This window comes from Gloeomargarita sp. (assembly GCF_053491055.1).
In genome coordinates this window covers 1-16,779 of sequence record NZ_JBRCEP010000034.1, presented here as the reverse complement: position 1 = coordinate 16,779, position 16,779 = coordinate 1, and the positions used below count along the sequence as shown (strand labels likewise).

Genomic DNA, 16,779 nt, shown 5'->3' with positions numbered 1-16,779 from the left:
ATCAACGGCAAACCCACATCCTGGGCAAATTGGCGGCGGGTGGTCGGGTAATCAATCACCAATCCTTCCCCAGCAATGGGCGGGGCGGGTTGCCCTTCAATGTGCAGATAGATGGGTGCTTGGGGGTTCAAACTGCTGGCGGTATAAATCACCTGCGCCACGCGATAGATCACCGAGTAACTGCCCCCGCCGCTGGTAAATTCCCGCGAGAGATTGAGGTAAACTGCGCCATTTTTTAATTCCAAACCGAGTAACCGCGTGCCGCTGGGAATGGCCGTGGTCATGTCCTTGGGGGGGGTGCCAAGCAGGAGATTCATCGCCTGCCGGAGCGCTGCCGTAGGGTTATTTTTGGGAGCGGTAAGCAAGGGGTCACTGACCAACATCTCCTTACCCTGTTGCACCTTCAACCAGTACAGACGGGGCTGTTCTGCCGTGACCACAAATTGCTGGGGCGCCGGGGTGCGGGCCTGTTGCACCCACCACATCGCACCACCTACGGTGCCTAGGCATACCGCCGCCGTTAGTACTACCCACCCTACCCGTCGGGACGTTCCTGCCCAACCTGAGCGAATCATCGTTGCACTCCCAGACCCCTTAATTATTGTGCCTCAGTCCTTTGCCGACGTAACCAACCCCTACCAGTGTCCTTTACAATAGGCCAAAAAAGCCCAACAGGTGGATGATGAATGAGCCGATTCCGGTAATTGTCACAGGCGCTGCCGGCAAAATGGGTCGCCAGGTGGTCAAGGCAGTCGCCAGTAGTCCCGATCTGGTGCTGATGGGAGCGGTGGATCGGCAGCACCTGGGGGAAGATGCGGGGGAAGTCGCGGGCATTCAGGCGTTGGAAGTGCCGATTACGTCCGATCTGCAGTCGGTGTGCGCGCTGGTGGCCCAGGAAAAACAACCGGGCGTGATGGTGGATTTTACCCATCCCCACAGTGTCTATGAAAATGTGCGGGCAGCGATTGCCTACGGGGTCTATCCGGTGGTGGGCACAACCGGCCTGAGTGAGGAACAGATTCAGGATTTGGCGGAATTTTGTGATAAGGCCAGCATCGGCTGCATTATTGCGCCCAATTTTTCGATTGGTATGGTGCTGTTGCAACAGGCGGCGATTCAGGCCAGTCGTTATTTTGACCACGTGGAAATCATCGAATTGCACCACAATCAAAAAGCCGATGCCCCCAGTGGCACGGCGCTCAAAACCGCCCAAATGCTAGCAGAAATGGGTAAAACCTATAACCCTACTACGGTGAATGAAACAGAAATGTTACCTGGGGCGCGGGGGGGTCTAGGGCCAGAACACATCCGCATTCACAGCGTTCGGTTGCCGGGATTGTTGGCCCATCAGGAAGTGATTTTTGGCGCACCAGGGGAATGCTATACCCTGCGTCACGACACAAGTGACCGCAGTTGCTACATGCCAGGGGTTTTACTTGCTATTCGCAAAGTGCGGCAACTCAAACAATTGGTTTATGGGTTAGAAAAAATCCTCGATTAGCACTGCAATTTGGCGGTAGGCGATGCCAACAGGTGATCTGAGGAACAAGCAGGAATTTCTCTACCACCTCTACCAGGACTGTCGGCAAAAAACGTTGGCTTTGGTGGCGGATGTCACCGCAGCGCAACTGCAACAACAGGTGCATCCCGAATTGAGTCCCTTAGGTTGGCATTTCGGCCATATTGCCTACACCGAAGCCCTGTGGTTATTGGGAGAACCCTTGCCCTACCCGGAACTCACACCCATTTTTCGGGCCGATGGCTATGCCAAATCCCAGCGCGCGGCCGTCTTGCCCCCCCCAGAACGGTTGTGGGCCTATGTACACACCATTCGGGAAAAAGTGTTGGCGCTTTTACCCCACATGACCCCCGCCCAGGAGCGGCTCTGGCATTGGGTGATTCAACACGAAATGCAACACCAAGAAACCATGACCGTTATTCGGGTTTTGCAAGGGAGTTTCACAGCCCAAATCCCGGCAATTTCTGAGCCAAAAACACTAATTCCCATTCCTGCGGGACAGGCGCTGCTTGGTTATGATGGGGTAAATGCCCTGGATAACGAATCGCCAACCCATACGCAAGAAATTGGCGGTTTTCACATTCGTACAACGCCCGTCACCCAAGCGGAATTTGCGGAATTTATGGCTGCCGGTGGCTATCAAGAACCCCGTTGGTGGTCAGCGCCGGGGTGGGCCTGGGTGCAAAAAAACCACATCACTCAGCCATTGTACTGGCAATCAACAGATGAAATGCTGCCGGTGTGTGGGATTAGTTATTACGAAGCCGAGGCCTACTGCCGGTTTATCGGCCGACGATTGCCGACGGAGAGGGAGTGGGAATGGGCGGCGCAGCAGGGATTACCGGCGCAGGGTCTGGTGTGGGAATGGACGGATTCGTGGTTTGCTCCTTACCCCCGGTTTACCGCCTATCCCTATCCGGGCTACTCGGCCCACTACTTTGACGGTCAGCACAAAGTCCTGCGGGGTGGCAGTTGGGCAACCCCTGCCTATTTGCGCCGACCCAGTTTTCGCAATTGGTATCCGCCGCACATCCGCCATATCTTTGCCGGACTGCGTTGGGTGGCAGATGGCTAGGGCGTTTGACGGCGATTTTTGAGGAAACGGCCCAGGCGATATTTGAGGTGTTGGAGTTGTCCCCAAAGGGTATCCTGTTGCCGCAATTTCGCACCGTCAAACACCTGGTCAAAAACAAATTGATCCGCGGCCAAATTCCTGGCAATAAAAGGGGGATGGGTAATTTCTCCCAATTCTTGCGTGGGCATATTGGCCAAAGGACTATGGGGGTTGTGGGTGTGAGTGGCCTCTGCCCCAAAACCGATATTGGTAACTAAATTCACCCTAGGCGTGGCGACCAAACCGCTTTGGCTGAAACAGGCAAACATAAAGGCGTAGTCCCAGGTATCAATTTGGCCCCGATACATCTGTTCAAATTTCTGCAACCAATAGCGGGTTTCGTACTTGCTATCGCTGATGAATTCCACATAACCACCGTCGCGAAATTCCGGCCAAAGTTTCATGGTCACATCATAGTACTGCCAGGCGCGCCGCCAACTGGCCCAACCCCAACAGTGAAAATACTTGGAAAAGTAATAGCTATAGGGCGTCACTTCCCGGCCCCGTTGATGGTTGTTGCCGGTGATGGCCATGACCCGTTCGTGGTCTTGATACCGTTCGAGCAATTCATCACAAAAGCGAAAAAAGGAATGATTGGGCAGACAGTCATCTTCTAAAACAATGGCCCGGTCCGTCTGGGCAAACACCCAATCCAAACCACTTGCTACCCGCTGGCGACAGCCCAAATTCCTTTCGGCATAGTTGCGTTCCACCTGGCAATCCCAATCAATGTGGGCCACCAGCGAACGGGTTTGTTCGCAGCGCACTGCTTCCTCGGCATGGCGCGGCCCATCGGCCACAATAAATAACTTTTTGGGCGCCACTTGGCGGATGACCGCAAACACTTGGGCGGTGAGGTGCGGACGGTTGAAGATGAAAAAAGCCACCGGCGCTTTGAGACCCATGCCAACCCGCTTTTGGAAAGCCCTTTTTTACCTTATCACGGGAAATCATACCCATCCCACAACGCCGTCGTCCTGCGCAAACTACAGTAGTTACCCTGCCCCAAAATGAGGTGATCCAATAGCGGCATGTCCAGAATTTGACTGCATTGCAACAGTTGGCGGGTGAGTTCCAAATCGGCTGGGCTGGGGGTGAGATTGCCAGAGGGATGGTTGTGTCCCACCACCAAACGGGTAGCTCCCAGCCGGATGGCTTCCCGGAAGATTTCCCGAGGGTGCGCCAGGGTTTCGGTTGCCGTGCCAATGGTCAGCACGCGGGTTGCCAGCAGACGGTGTTTGACATCCAAAAGCAGTAAACCGAACCGTTCGGTGTCGGCCCACATGAGTTCGGGGGCCAGGGCCATAGCGGCCAGTTCCGGGCTGTCAATGGGGGTGCGCTCCAGCGGGCGACTCAAAAAAACCCGTTTGCCCAGTTCAATGGCGGCCAAAATGGTGGTGGCTTTGGCCGGGCCGATGCCGGGAATAGCCATCAATTCTGCCGGTTTGATGTCCCGCAACACGGCCAGCGCATCCTGTTGATGTTGCCCCAAGGTTTGCAACAGGTACTGCCCCAAGCCCACGGCGGAAAGTTGCCCTGAACCGGTGCCCAAAAGAATCGCCAGCAATTCCCCCGTCCCCAACGCGGCTGCCCCCTGTTGCAACAGCCGCTCCCGCGGTCGCTCGGTGGTGGGCAGGTCACAGATACGCAGGCGGTAGGCAGGCGTCATGGTTGACCTCATCTGCTTATACTAGAAAAAGTGCTCTGATCTGCTTGCCATTCCTATGCCACGCACCAAGTTGACCCCTGCCGACCGCGCCCAAATTGCCCAGCGTTTTCGGGAAACGACGGCGACGGCCACCAGTCTGGCGGCGGAATATGAAGTAAGCATCAGCACCATCATTCGTATCTTAAAAGAAGAACTGACCGAGGCGGTGTACGAGTCCCTAGTGCCCCAGAAACGGGCAGGCCGCTGGCAGGAACCGCCCCCGCCTCCTGCAACCCCCACACCATCGCTTCCCTCGCCGGGGCAGATTCTGGCCTACCGCCCGGTGGCGACCGATCCCCCTGCCCCACCCCAGCCGCCACCGCCAACACCGGAATTAATTCCCCCCACCCCACCCACGCCCGCGACCGTTGACCCCAGCCCGGCCCCGGAACCCGTGGCCCTAGAGGAACCGGAGGCGACTGCCCTGCCCGAATGGGCGGCGGATGCCCAGGACGATTGGGAGGATGAGGAAGGGGACGAGGACGAAGGGACAGGTGACGCCTTTGCACCGGAATCGATCAGCCAGGACATTTTGCCCTTGGAAGCGGCGGATTTGCCCCACCCCTGCTACCTGGTGGTGGACCGGTTTGCGGAATTGGTCGCCCGTCCCCTAAAAGAATTCAGCCGCTGGGGGGAATTGCCCAGCACCAGTGAGACGGCGCGCACCCTGCCGGTGTTTGATAACCATCGGGTGGCCAAACGCTTTTCCGGGCGGGCCTACCGGGTGCTCAAGGTGCCCGATGCCACGTTGATTTACAAAACCAGCGGCTATCTCTACGACAAGGGGATCACCCATTTGCTGGTCAATGGGCAGGTGTACCTGGTGACGCGTCCTGGGGGGCAAGCTGAGGCCCTGGCGACCCCAGAACCGGCAGACCACCTGGATTAGGGGTTGACCGCCCAGAGGTTGACCCGGCGGTCCACGCTGCCACTGGCAAGCAGACGCCCATCGGGACTAAAGCTGATGCCGTAAATCCAACCCTGGTGGCCGGTCAGGCGGGCGATTTCCTGTCCTTGGGTCAAATCCCACAGCCGAATGGTCTGGTCCCGTCCGGCGCTGGCGACCCATTTTTCGTTGGGATGCAAGGCAACGGTAAAAATTTCCCCCACATGGCCGGTGAGGGTTTTGACCACTTGGCGGGTGTTGAGATTCCAGTATTTCAACGTGGCATCCCGGCTGACACTGACAAAGGCTTGACTGTCGGGGGCAAAGGCCAACCAATTGACATCGCTGGTGTGGCCGGTGAAGGTGTGGCGCCATTGTCCCCCTTGCCACAGGCGAATCGTCCGGTCCACGCTGGCACTCAGCAGGCTTTGGCCATCAGGGCTGTAGGTGACATAGAGCACGATGTCCCGATGGCCGCGCAAAATGGCCCGCGGTTGGCCGCTGCGGTCCCAAAGCCGCACGGTGCGGTCGTAGCTGGCGCTGGCAAAGGTATGCCCCTGGGGATGCACCGCAATCGCCGTCACCCAATAACCGTGGCCCCGCAGGGTTTGCCGTTCTTGTCCGGTGACCACGTCCCAGAGCTTGATCAGACTGTCTTTGCCGCCGCTAATGAGGGTGCGCCCATCGGGGGTGATCGCCAAACCCAAAACCTCTTCCCGATGCCCCACCAAGGTCCGCACTGCCTGGCCGGTCGCCACCTCCCACATGCGAATCGTCTTGTCTTCACTGGCGCTAAACAGATAACGCCCGTCCGGGCTAAACACCACCGTGTTGATGTAGCCGGTATGGCCGGTCAAGCTGGCCTGGAGCCGCGCCACCCCCGGCGGCGACGGGGAAATGGCAGGGGGAGAAAAACGGCGCACCCACCAGAACCCCGCACCGGCAGCCAAGGCCACCCCTAGGGCCATCAGCCCCGGCCAGGGAACCCGGCGGCGGCTGGAAAAACCGCAAATCTCACAGCGCGCCGCCGTCGTCGGGTTGCGGTCATAACCACAGCGGGGACATTTCCAGTGAGGGTTGCTCCCAAGGGTCATGGGGGACAACCAACGTCATACCGCCTTCCACCCTAGATCAATTTCCCGCCCCTGACCAGGCTTAGGCCGGAGTAACGCTGGCGATCCGTCCCCCCTGCCGCTGAATCTGCTGCATACGCAGAGAGAGCTGGTCGTAGGGCACCAGAAACGTGGTCGTTACCCGCCGCACCTTGGGATAGCCAGGGCCGGCCAAACCGACCACCTCAATCCGGTACATCCGTCCCCCTTGGCCGAGGGTTGGGCCTTGGCGCGATTGGGTCATCGGATTCTGGGGCGCGCGGTACGCCCAGGCGTCGTTCACCCCGGAAGGACCCACAATCGTGCTGGCTCTGTTTTGCGCCAGTTCCCAGGTCAAGCGGGCGTTGGTGCGCTCGAGTTGGCTGCGGTCGCTGTTGGCATAGCCCCGGTAGAGGCGGAACATGCGGTTAAACCCGGCCAGTTTTTGCCCCGGTTGGCTCCAAAAGCCCCGGTAGGTAGGAACGGTATATTCCCCGAAGTTGGCCTGGTACTCCGGGCTATCAATGTAGCTGTCAATTTCCGCCGCGTACCCCTGGCGGTGATACAGGTCGAGGTGGAAACTGATTTCGCTTTGGTCGTAGGGCGCCCGTCCCAACAGATGTTTGTAATTTAATTCAATGAACCGGTTGTTGCTGTTGGGATAAAAGAATTTTTGTTTATACAGTTCGGATTGGGCCACCGCCCGCACCAATTCCCGCACGGTGATATTCCCGTTGCGAAACTGGGATTCGGCATAGGTTAGCCGCTCCTGCTTCATCACATAATCGTTCCCCAAGACGTAGCGATACACCGCCTGGATCACCATTTCGGTGTCGGCGGGGCTGCGCCACTCGATGCGGTCTTGCGGCGAAAAATCACTGATGCCCAGGTTGCGGGCCGAGGTTGATAGGGTCATAACTACTCCACAGGAAAACTCAGTTGGGATTTTCTAATAAAATCCGGGGGAATTTCTTAAAAAACAGCCGTTTTTGCAATAAAGTTTTATTTAATTTAGTAATTGGTGATATTTTGCCAGGGGGCGGTGCAGGTCATGGGGTGGTGCGAGGGGGGCTGGCTAAGATGAGAACCATAGCTTGTGGGATGTTGCGTGTATGAATGGGGCGGCACCGGCACTAGGGGGTTGGTGGGTCGGGGAAGCGGTGGGGATTCGCTGTCTGGACGGGTTGGCCGCCCAGTTGGGGCTGGCTGCGGAACTCTGTCTGTGGGCCGAGTGGTGGGAGCGGGTGCCGCCGGAGGAACGGCCAGCGGTGCAGCAGGTTTGGCAGGCGTGGTTAGCAGGGGAACAGCCCCAGTTGCAGGTGGCGCATCACTGGCTGTTGCCGACGGGGGCTTGGCGGTGGCTGTGGGTGTACGGGCTGGTGTGGCAGGGGCAACGGTTGGGCCTAGTGTTGGATGGGACGGTATTCACGGCAGCAGGGGGAATGGCCCCGGCAGAATTGCAGTCGGTGTTGGATGCCTTTCCCGGCCCGGTATCCTGGATCGGTCAGGATTTGCGCTATCTGGGGGTGAATCGCCAGTTGGCCCATTCGCTCAATTTACCGGTGACGGCGTTTCCGGGACAGCCGGTGGGGTTTCTCAACCCGGACCCGCGTTTTTACCGGTTTGTCCGCGAGGTGTTTGCCGACCCCGACCCCTATGGGCAGCGGCAGATGGAATTTAGCGTGCCCACAGCGGACGGGGAGACCAAGCGGTTTTTGCTGCTGGCGCAAAAGTACCAACAGGGGCGGGCGGCGGTGTTTGTGGGGCTGGATGTGACCGAGCGGCGGCGGATGGAAGCCCAATTGCGCCAGAGTGAGGACCGCTTTCGGCACCTGGTTGAGGAGTTGCACGTCGGGGTGCAGTTGTGGGGCCCCCAGGGCGAGCATCTCCTGAGCAATCGCACGGCCCTTGAGCTGTTGGGGGTGACGCTGGCGGAGTTGCAGCGGTATGGGTTGCAGGAATCGTTTTGGAATGTGATTGATGAAACGGGGCAATCCCTAAAGGCGGCGGATTGGCCGGTGGCGCGGGCGCTGCGCTCCGGGCAGGGGGTGCGCAATGTGGTCTTGGGGGTGTATCGCCAGCGCTATCAGGACCGGGTGTGGTTGTTGGTGACGGCGGAACCGCAAACCGACGCGCAGGGGCGGGTGGTCCAGGTGATTTGCACCTTCAGCGACATGACCGAGCGGCGCCGGATGGAAGAGGCGTTGCGCGAAAGCCAACAGCGGTATGCCCTGGCCCTGGCGGGGGCCAATGATGGGCTGTGGGACTGGGATTTGGTGACCAACGAAATGTACTTTTCCCAGCGTTGGTTGGAGATGCTGGGCTACCAGCCGGGGGAAATCAGCCCTACCCCGGAAGAATGGCTTGAGCGGATACACCCGGAGGACCGGGAGCGGGTGCGCAATGAACTGTCGGCCCATTTGACCGGGTTGACCCCCCATTTTGAGAGCGAACATCGGATGGTGCATCGGGATGGCAGTTACCGGTGGATGCTCTGTCGGGGGTTGGCGGTACGGGATACGGATGGGCAGGTGTATCGCATGGCAGGTTCCCAAACCGACATTAGCCAGCGCAAACAGACAGAGTTTCAGTTGCGTTATGCAGCCACCCATGATTCCTTGACGGATTTGGCCAACCGGTCCTTTTTTTTGGAATGTCTGGCCCAGGCGTTGCAGCACGAGGCGGCGTTTGCGGTTTTCTTTTTGGACCTTGACCGCTTCAAGTTGATCAACGACAGCCTAGGGCACCTCAGCGGCGACCGGCTGTTGGTGGCCATTGCCCGGCGGTTGCGCCAGGGTTTGCGTCCGGGGGATGTGTTGGCGCGTTTTGGCGGTGATGAGTTTGCCCTGTTGCTGCCAGGGGTGGCTTCTGCCCCGGAGGCCCTGGGGCTGGCTGCGCAGTTCCATCGGCTGTTTCAGGCGCCTTTTGCCCTGGGGACGGAGGGGTTGGAGGCGTTTACCAGCGCCAGTATCGGTGTGGTCTTGGGGCCAGGGCAGTACACCTGCCCGGAGGAAATCTTACGGGATGCGGATGCGGCGATGCACCGGGCCAAACAGCAGGGCAAGTCCTGTACGGTGGTCTTTGACGAATGCATTCGCGCCCAAACGCTGCGGCTATTGCAAGTCGAAACCGATTTGCGCCGGGCCATCGAGCGGCAGGAATTGTGCGTCTATTACCAACCCATTGTCGCTTTGCATACGGGCGCCGTGACGGGGTTTGAGGCACTGGTGCGCTGGTGTCATCCCCAGTGGGGGTTGGTCTCCCCTGCGGAGTTCATTCCCTTGGCGGAAGAAACCGGCTTGATCCTGTCGTTGGGGCGGTGGGTGTTGCACACGGCCTGTTGGCAGATGCGGCAGTGGCAGCTTCGCTGGCCAAAGGCAGACGGGTGGCACATCAGCGTCAATTTGTCCGGGCGGCAACTGCTCCAGCCGGATTTGCTGGCACAAGTGGTGGAAATTCTCGCCGATACCCAACTGCCGCCCCCCTGCCTACGCCTGGAAATTACCGAGAGCGTCTTGGGCAACTACGACCAAGCCGTGAGCATTCTCCAAAAACTCAAGGAGGTGGGGGTGGACTCCTGTATTGACGATTTCGGTACGGGTCATTCCTCGCTCAGCCGTCTGCATCAGTTTCCCTGCGACCACCTCAAGATTGACCGCTCCTTTGTTTCCCAGGTGGACCGGCAACGGGAAGCAACAGAAATCATTCGCACCATCATGTCGTTGGCCCAGAGTTTGCGGATGGATGTGGTGGCCGAGGGGGTGGAAACGGAGGCCCAGCGGCGGTTGTTGCAGGATTTGGCCTGTCGCTATGCCCAGGGGTTTTTATTCGCCCGTCCCCTGCCTGCGGACGAGGTGGAGCGGTGGTTCCAGCCCCGGCTCGGAGGGTGAATCGGGATAGGTGGCTTCAATCAGGGTGTGGACATTGCCGCGGGGGTGAAAATCCGCCTTCAGATGCACCACCAGGGGGTTGGCCACCGCCACAAAATCATCCAGAATTTGGTTGGCCGCCGCCTCGTGGGAAATCCGCTTGTCCCGATAACTATTGATGTAAAGTTTCAAGGACTTGAGTTCCACCACCCGCTGGTCGGGGATGTAGTCAATGTAGATGGTGGCAAAGTCGGGGTAACCGGAAAACGGGCATTTGCAGGTAAATTCCGGCAGGGTAATGCGAATCCAATAACGGCGACCGGGACGGGGGTTGGGAAACGTGGTCAGTTCCCCTTCGCGGATCAACCGTTCACCGTAGGGTTCCGCAGTCGTTGTCATCTGGCTTGCTCAATGCCGCACCAAATCCACCTTAACACAGGACGCACGCGCCCCGCTGGGCCGAACTTCCCGACGGGTTGGTCCCACAATGTGCTGTTGGCCTGATCAGACGGCGCCAGATTCTTAAATTTACAGCGAAAGGATTTCATTTCTTGTAAAGTAAAGTATTTTATCGGCCTCCAATTGATGGACTTTTTGCAGGGTTCAAAACTTTTGCAAAAGACCAGACTGTCTGAGGCCGAATGATGTTTTTTATCCGTTCCCGCTGACGCTTTTGGCACAATCGGAACCTTAATTAGTATCTAAAATGGGATTAAAATTTACTTTCTCCATGACGGGGCTGAAACCATTCCAACAACGGTTGTCGTTGCGGCGTTCCCCTTGGGCCTAGCGACGATGCCTTGGCATTTGTGGGTGTGGCATGGGTGGCTGGCTGGGGTCATGGCAGGCTGGGGTTCTGTGAGCTTGCCATTTCCGGCGCATCCCCCGCTGGTGGCGCAGGCAGTGGCGTATCGGGTCGTGCCTGTGGTGCGGGGGTTGGCACATCCGTGGGGGATGGTTTGGTTGCCCAATGGGGAGATGTTGATTACGGAGCGGCCAGGGCGATTGCGGCGGGTGCGGGCGGGGGTGTGGCAACCGGAACCAGTGGCGGGAGTGCCGACGGTGTTGGCGGCGGGGCAAGGGGGGTTGTTGGACATTAGCCTGCATCCCCGGTTTGCCTCGCTCCCCTGGGTGTATCTCACCTACGCTGAGGGCACGCCGGCGGCCAATCGCACGGTGGTCGCACGGGCAACCTGGAATGGGCAGCAGTTGACCGATCTACGGGTACTGGTACGGGTCAGCCAGACCAAAAAGGGGACGCAGCATTTTGGCGCCCGGCTGGCCTGGTTGCCGGATGAAACGTTGCTGGTGAGTATTGGCGATGGGGGGAATCCACCGATTGCCCTGGGGGGAGCCTTGATTCGCGAGCAAGCCCAAAATCTCCGCAGTCACCTGGGCAAGGTGTTACGCATTACCGCTGATGGTCGGGTTCCCAAAGATAACCCGTTGCGGGGGCGGGGGTTGCCGGAAATCTGGACCTGGGGACATCGGAATATCCAGGGCTTGGCGGTGGATGCCCAAACGGGAGCCGTGTGGGCCACCGAGCATGGCGCGCGGCAGGGGGATGAGGTGAATCGCCTACGGCCAGGGCAGAACTACGGCTGGCCCAGGGTGACCCACAGTCGGGAGTATTCGGGGGCGGAGATTTCTCCTTATCGTTCCTTGCCGGGGATGGTGGACCCGGTGTGGGTGTGGCCGGAAACGGTGGCGCCTTCCGGGTTGGCCGTCTATCGGGGGAAGCGTTTTCCCCAATGGCAGGGGCAGTTGCTGGCCGGGGGGTTGGTTTCCCGGGCAGTGCATCGGTTGCAGGTGTATGGCTCTGGTCAGGTACGGGAAGTGGGGCGCATCCCGGTTGGGGCGCGGGTACGGGATGTGCGGGTAGGGCCGGATGGGCTGGTTTATGTCCTGACGGATGCCCCGAATGGGCAATTACTGCGCATCGAACCTGTCCCCCGATAGCGTACCCTGAAAAGTTATGGGCTTGATTGTGCAGAAATACGGCGGTACTTCGGTAGCCACAGTAGAACGCATCCAGGCGGTAGCGCGGCGGATTGTGGCGACGGTGGCCGAGGGACATAGCGTGGTGGTGGTGGTGTCGGCCATGGGGCAGACCACCGATGAGTTGCTGGCCCTGGCGCGGGCGGTGACCCCCAACCCCCCGGCGCGGGAATTGGATATGTTGCTGGCGACGGGGGAACAGGTGAGTATTGCCCTGGTGGCGATGGCGTTGGATGCCCTGGGACAACCGGCTATTTCCCTGACCGGCACCCAAGTCGGGATCATGACCGAGGCCGACCACGGACGGGCGCGGATTCTCCACATTCCTACAGACCGGCTGATGCAGGAACTGGAACAGGGCAAAGTGGTGGTGGTGGCGGGGTTCCAAGGAATTTGCAGCACCCGCACCCTGGAAATTACCACCTTGGGGCGGGGCGGGTCGGATACCTCAGCGGTGGCGCTGGCGGCAGCCTTGGGGGCCGACCGCTGCGAAATTTACACCGATGTGCCGGGGATTCTCACCACCGACCCCCGCATTGTCCCGGAGGCGCAGGTGCTGGCGCAGGTGACCTGTGAAGAAATGCTGGAACTGGCCAGCCTGGGGGCGAAGGTGTTGCATCCGCGGGCGGTGGAGATTGCCCGGAATTTCGGCGTGCCGGTGGTGGTGCGTTCTAGCTGGAGTGAGGCGCCAGGGACGCGGCTTTTGACCCCCCAGCGGCGGGTGGTTCCCCACCGGGACCTGGAGGTGTCCCGTCTGGTAGATGGGGTGGAATTGGACGACCATCAGGCGAAGGTGGCCCTGTGCAATGTCCCGGACCGACCGGGGATGGCAGCGCAACTGTTTGGGGCGTTGGCGCAGGCCAATATCAATGTGGACCTGATTATTCAGTCCATTCAGGCGGGGGAGACCAATGACATTGCCTTTACCGTATCCCGCCCGGAATTGCTGAAAACCCAACAGGTGGTGCAGGCGCTCCTGCCCAGTTGGGGGGAGGGGGTAACCTGTGCGGTGTCGGCGGCCATGGCCAAGGTGAGTATTGTCGGGGCGGGCATGGTGGGGCGTCCGGGGGTGGCGGCGGCCATGTTCAGTGCCCTGGGGGAGGCGGGGATCAACATTGACCTGATTTCCACCTCGGAAATTAAGGTGAGTTGTCTGGTGGATTTGGCGCAGGCGACCCAGGCGGTGCAGGTGTTGAGCAGCGGGTTTAAGGTGCCGGTGTTGCCGCCGCCGGAAGCACCTGGGGGGGTTCTGCCGGTGCAGGGGGCAGCCCTCGATGACCAGCAAGCGCGGTTGGCGATTTGCCGGGTGCCGGACCGACCGGGGTCGGCGGCGGGTTTATTTTTGGCTTTGGCGCAAGCCCGCGTGAGTGTGGATATGATTATTCAGTCGGAGCGGGTGACCTGGGTGCAGGGGCAACCGACGCGGGACATTGCCTTTACGGTGCATGAGGAGGATGTGGAACGGGCGTGCGCGGCCCTGGAGACGGTGTTGGCGAAATTGGCCTGTGCACCGCCTACGGTCAACCGGGAGATCGCCAAGGTGAGTGTGGTGGGAAGTGGGATGGTGCGCCAACCGGGGGTGGCTGCCCGTATGTTTGCCAGTTTGGGGGAGGCCGGCATCAATATCCAAATGATTGCCACGTCGGAGATTAAAATTAGCTGTCTGGTGGACCGCGCCGAGGGCCAACGGGCGCTGCGGGCCATTCACCAGGGGTTCGCCCTGGGACAACGGGCAGGCTACAATACACGGTGATAACCGGCACGGATGGGGGAGCGCGCATGACAAACGGGTGGTTGCTGCCGATGGGCGTGATCCTGGGGCTGGGACTGGCAGTGATGTTGGTACTGCCCTGGTGGCGGGGGGTTGCGCCCCGTTACCGGGCCTGGGGATTTACGATTGGACTGGCGGCTTGCTGCCCGGCGGCAGTTTGGTGGGAAACAGGCGGCAATCTACCAGGTGCATTGGCGGGCATGGGGGCGTTTGCCCTGGCGGGGTGGCTGGTTTGGGGTCAATGGCAGCGGGTTTGTGAACGCCAAACCCAGGCCTTTGAACAAACGTTGACCCAACTGCTCACCGGACAAAGGGCGTGGGATGCCCCGACGCTGCGGTATCTGGTGCGGACGGCTTCGCCGGAGGCGTTACCCCGTCTGCGCGCCACGTTGCGCTATATGCACCAGACCCAGCCGGAATTGCGCCCCCTTTTGGCTCCGTTTCTGGAGGAAGCATGAGCCGGGGCAAGGTCTATGTGGTCTGGCAGGGACGGCAACCCGGCGTTTATCCCACCTGGGAGCACTGTCGGGCGCAGGTGGAAGGGTTTCCGGGGGCGCGCTACCGCAGCTATCCCGATAGGGCGACGGCTGAGCAGGCCTTTTTTGGGGGTAGTGCAGCGAGTTTCCCTAGCCCGGTGTACCCCAGCTATGCGGTGGATGGGGCCTGTGCCGGGAATCCGGGGGTCATGGAGTACCGGGGGGTGGATACGGCCAGCGGCGCGGAAATTTTTCACGAGGGTCCCTATCCCCTGGGCACCAACAACCTTGCCGAATTTCTGGCGCTGGTCACGGCCTTGCAATGGTGTGCGGCACGGGGCTGTGACTGGCCGATTTATTCCGATTCCCAAATTGCCCTGGACTGGGTGCGCCGGGGGCGTTGCCGCACGCAATTCCCGGTGGAGAACACCCCTTTGGCGGCCAAACTGCGGGCTGCCGAAGCTTGGCTGGCGACCCACTCCTACCGCAACCCCCTGTACAAGTGGGATACCCGCCGTTGGGGGCCAATCCCGGCGGATTTTGGGCGGAAATAGGCTGTGCATCCTACCGTAGGCGTTTTGGGCGGGGGGCAGTTGGCCTGGCTATTGGCCCAGGCGGCGCAGGATTTGGGCATCCCGTTGTGGGTGCACACTCCCCGTCCCGACGACCCGGCGGTTGTCCTGGCGGGAAACCATTTGGCCGGGACGGTGATTGCTGCCTGGGATGACCCGACGGGCCTGGCGCAATTGCTGACCCACTGCCAGGTCATCACGTTTGAGAATGAGTGGGTTGACCTGGCCTGGCTGGCCCAACAGGCCCCGCCCCAGGTAGCCTTTCGCCCCAGCTTGGCGAGCCTGTCGCCTCTCCTCGACAAGTACCACCAGCGGTGTTACGTCAAGTCCTTGGGGTTACCCGTGCCGGAATTTTGGCTGCTGCGCCCGGAGGATTCGCCCCCCACCTTGCCCTTGGTGGTCAAAGCCCGTCGTCACGGGTATGACGGCTTGGGGACGCGCATTCTCCACAGCGCTGCGGAGTTGGCAGCCCTCTGGCGGGTATGGGCGGTGCCCGATGTGCTGGCAGAGGCGTACGTTCCCTTTGTGCAGGAATTGGCCGTCATTGCCGCCCGTCATCCGCAGGGGGACATCGCCATCTACCCGGTGAGTCGCACCTACCAAGCCCAGCAGGTGTGTCGTTGGGTCTATGCCCCTGCCCCCGTGCCCCCAGCAGTGGTACAAACGCTGCACCAACACATCCGCACCCTGCTGACCGCCTTGGACTACCAGGGGGTTTTGGCCACCGAATGGTTTTACTTGGCCGATGGCACCCTGTTGCTCAACGAAATCGCCCCCCGCACCCACAACTCCGGTCATTACACCCTGGATGCCTGCCAGACATCCCAATTCCACCAACATCTGCGGGCCATTACCGGTCAAGCTTTGGGGAGTACGGCCCTGACGACTACCGGCGCCCTGATGGTGAATCTTTTGGGCTATGAGACGGCGACCGGGGATTACGCCTGGCAGCGGCAACAGCTCAGCGCTTGGGGACGGGTGTACTGGTACGGCAAAAGCCAATCCCGTCCTGGGCGCAAACTCGGTCATGTGACTTTGTTGGATGTGCCACCTCAGGCGATTGAGGATTGGGTGGCGCAGGTAGAATCCCTGTGGTTGAGTGGTGGCAACAAAGCAAATTTGGTAGAGTGAGGAATGAGGCTATTCTGCGGTGTTGGTGACTGCCGATAACGTTTTGTGATCTACAACCCGCGTATGAGGGAACCGAGTGCTCCAATGGCAGTAAACCGGGCGTGGTACCCGGAAACTTTAAATTGGAGAGAGAGGTGCCCACCTGATGTTTTGCGGTCCAAAACTGAGGTAAAACGGCACCGTGGAATCCTCACCTTATCCCAGTGTTGGCGACTGAGACGAAGGGGCGGGTTCCATGGTTGTTTTGCCCCTCCCTGCGGATGTAAGGCGTAGGAAAACGGCCCAAGGGTTAAATCTAGGGTTGGCGCCAGGTATTGATAGCAATTCTAAATTCCGCTACACGTTCCGGGTGACTAATGTTGCCAGGCCCACAACCGTTGAATCCTGCAACAAAACATATTGATTGAACATATTGAGGTGCGGGATGACCCGATTGAGCTAATGGACAAAATTCCACTCCTGCCCCATGACGCCCATAACTCTCAGGTACTCACTCTGTGCCATTTTGTGCCAAAATTTAAGCCAACTTTAAGCCCAATAAATGTCTGATCGGCAACCGGTGTGAGGGATTTTTGCTCAGTTCAAATTTTTTCATTGAGTTTCAGGTGCGTCTTGAGAAACTTCCATGGCTAGGTAGGTTAAGG

General features: G+C 59.6%; 15 protein-coding genes and 1 other RNA gene. 10 read left to right on the top strand and 6 right to left on the bottom strand.

Going from position 1 to position 16,779, the window contains the following annotated elements; all coding sequences use genetic code 11:
- A partial coding sequence (locus tag ACWISF_RS03705; RefSeq protein ID WP_448380244.1) for a GerMN domain-containing protein occupies nucleotides 1-575 on the bottom strand: 575 nt, incomplete at its 3' end.
- A 104-nt stretch (nucleotides 576-679) separates the two neighbouring features.
- On the opposite strand from ACWISF_RS03705, the gene dapB reads away from it, so the two are divergent.
- Both dapB and ACWISF_RS03695 read left to right on the top strand, forming a co-directional pair.
- Nucleotides 680-1,501 carry a 4-hydroxy-tetrahydrodipicolinate reductase gene (dapB, locus tag ACWISF_RS03700; RefSeq protein WP_448380243.1) on the top strand — a complete coding sequence of 274 codons (822 nt, stop codon included), beginning with the start codon at nucleotides 680-682 and terminating at the stop codon, nucleotides 1,499-1,501.
- A gap of 22 nt (nucleotides 1,502-1,523) precedes the next feature.
- On the top strand, nucleotides 1,524-2,594 hold the full coding sequence (locus ACWISF_RS03695) for an SUMF1/EgtB/PvdO family nonheme iron enzyme (protein ID WP_448380242.1): 1,071 nt from the start codon (nucleotides 1,524-1,526) through the stop codon (nucleotides 2,592-2,594).
- On the opposite strand, the gene ACWISF_RS03690 is transcribed toward ACWISF_RS03695, so the two are convergent.
- Nucleotides 2,591-3,538, bottom strand: coding sequence for a glycosyltransferase family 2 protein (locus ACWISF_RS03690; protein WP_448380241.1), 948 nt, complete (start codon nucleotides 3,536-3,538; stop codon nucleotides 2,591-2,593). The genes ACWISF_RS03695 and ACWISF_RS03690 overlap by 4 nt on opposite strands.
- Nucleotides 3,539-3,573: 35 nt before the next feature.
- Nucleotides 3,574-4,302 carry a RadC family protein gene (radC, locus tag ACWISF_RS03685; RefSeq protein WP_448380240.1) on the bottom strand — a complete coding sequence of 243 codons (729 nt, stop codon included), beginning with the start codon at nucleotides 4,300-4,302 and terminating at the stop codon, nucleotides 3,574-3,576.
- 55 nt (nucleotides 4,303-4,357) lie between these two features.
- On the opposite strand from radC, the gene ACWISF_RS03680 reads away from it, so the two are divergent.
- Complete coding sequence (locus ACWISF_RS03680) at nucleotides 4,358-5,230, top strand: transposase (RefSeq protein WP_448380239.1); 873 nt, start codon at nucleotides 4,358-4,360, stop codon at nucleotides 5,228-5,230.
- On the opposite strand, the gene ACWISF_RS03675 is transcribed toward ACWISF_RS03680, so the two are convergent.
- The gene (locus ACWISF_RS03675; RefSeq protein ID WP_448380238.1) at nucleotides 5,227-6,321 is read right to left on the bottom strand and encodes a hypothetical protein; all 1,095 of its coding nucleotides are present in this window, start codon (nucleotides 6,319-6,321) and stop codon (nucleotides 5,227-5,229) included. The two genes, ACWISF_RS03680 and ACWISF_RS03675, sit on opposite strands and share 4 nt — an antisense overlap.
- Before the next feature lie 61 nt (nucleotides 6,322-6,382).
- Nucleotides 6,383-7,234: a phycobilisome rod-core linker polypeptide gene (locus ACWISF_RS03670; RefSeq protein WP_448380237.1), complete on the bottom strand. Its 852-nt coding sequence runs from the start codon at nucleotides 7,232-7,234 to the stop codon at nucleotides 6,383-6,385.
- Nucleotides 7,235-7,430: 196 nt separating this feature from the next.
- On the opposite strand from ACWISF_RS03670, the gene ACWISF_RS03665 reads away from it, so the two are divergent.
- The gene (locus ACWISF_RS03665) at nucleotides 7,431-10,208 is read left to right on the top strand and encodes a sensor domain-containing protein (RefSeq protein ID WP_448380236.1); all 2,778 of its coding nucleotides are present in this window, start codon (nucleotides 7,431-7,433) and stop codon (nucleotides 10,206-10,208) included.
- Here the strand turns inward: ACWISF_RS03665 and queF are convergent.
- The gene (queF, locus tag ACWISF_RS03660; RefSeq protein WP_448380235.1) at nucleotides 10,143-10,586 is read right to left on the bottom strand and encodes a preQ(1) synthase; all 444 of its coding nucleotides are present in this window, start codon (nucleotides 10,584-10,586) and stop codon (nucleotides 10,143-10,145) included. The two genes, ACWISF_RS03665 and queF, sit on opposite strands and share 66 nt — an antisense overlap.
- A 396-nt stretch (nucleotides 10,587-10,982) precedes the next feature.
- On the opposite strand from queF, the gene ACWISF_RS03655 reads away from it, so the two are divergent.
- The 6 genes from ACWISF_RS03655 to ssrS all read left to right on the top strand — a co-directional run bounded on the left by ACWISF_RS03655 (nucleotide 10,983) and on the right by ssrS (nucleotide 16,327).
- A complete protein-coding gene (locus ACWISF_RS03655) occupies nucleotides 10,983-12,146 on the top strand; it encodes a PQQ-dependent sugar dehydrogenase (RefSeq protein WP_448380234.1) in 1,164 nt (387 codons plus the stop codon).
- A gap of 16 nt (nucleotides 12,147-12,162) precedes the next feature.
- Nucleotides 12,163-13,938 carry an aspartate kinase gene (locus ACWISF_RS03650; protein WP_448380233.1) on the top strand — a complete coding sequence of 592 codons (1,776 nt, stop codon included), beginning with the start codon at nucleotides 12,163-12,165 and terminating at the stop codon, nucleotides 13,936-13,938.
- Nucleotides 13,939-13,964: 26 nt separating this feature from the next.
- A complete protein-coding gene (locus ACWISF_RS03645) occupies nucleotides 13,965-14,414 on the top strand; it encodes a hypothetical protein (protein ID WP_448380232.1) in 450 nt (149 codons plus the stop codon).
- Nucleotides 14,411-14,986: a ribonuclease H1 domain-containing protein gene (locus tag ACWISF_RS03640; RefSeq protein ID WP_448380231.1), complete on the top strand. Its 576-nt coding sequence runs from the start codon at nucleotides 14,411-14,413 to the stop codon at nucleotides 14,984-14,986. The genes ACWISF_RS03645 and ACWISF_RS03640 overlap by 4 nt, the downstream gene beginning before the upstream one ends.
- A gap of 3 nt (nucleotides 14,987-14,989) precedes the next feature.
- Complete coding sequence (locus ACWISF_RS03635; protein ID WP_448380230.1) at nucleotides 14,990-16,135, top strand: 5-(carboxyamino)imidazole ribonucleotide synthase; 1,146 nt, start codon at nucleotides 14,990-14,992, stop codon at nucleotides 16,133-16,135.
- Between the two features lie 8 nt (nucleotides 16,136-16,143).
- A non-coding RNA gene (gene ssrS, locus ACWISF_RS03630) (6S RNA) lies at nucleotides 16,144-16,327 on the top strand.
- Nucleotides 16,328-16,779 lie beyond the last annotated feature (452 nt).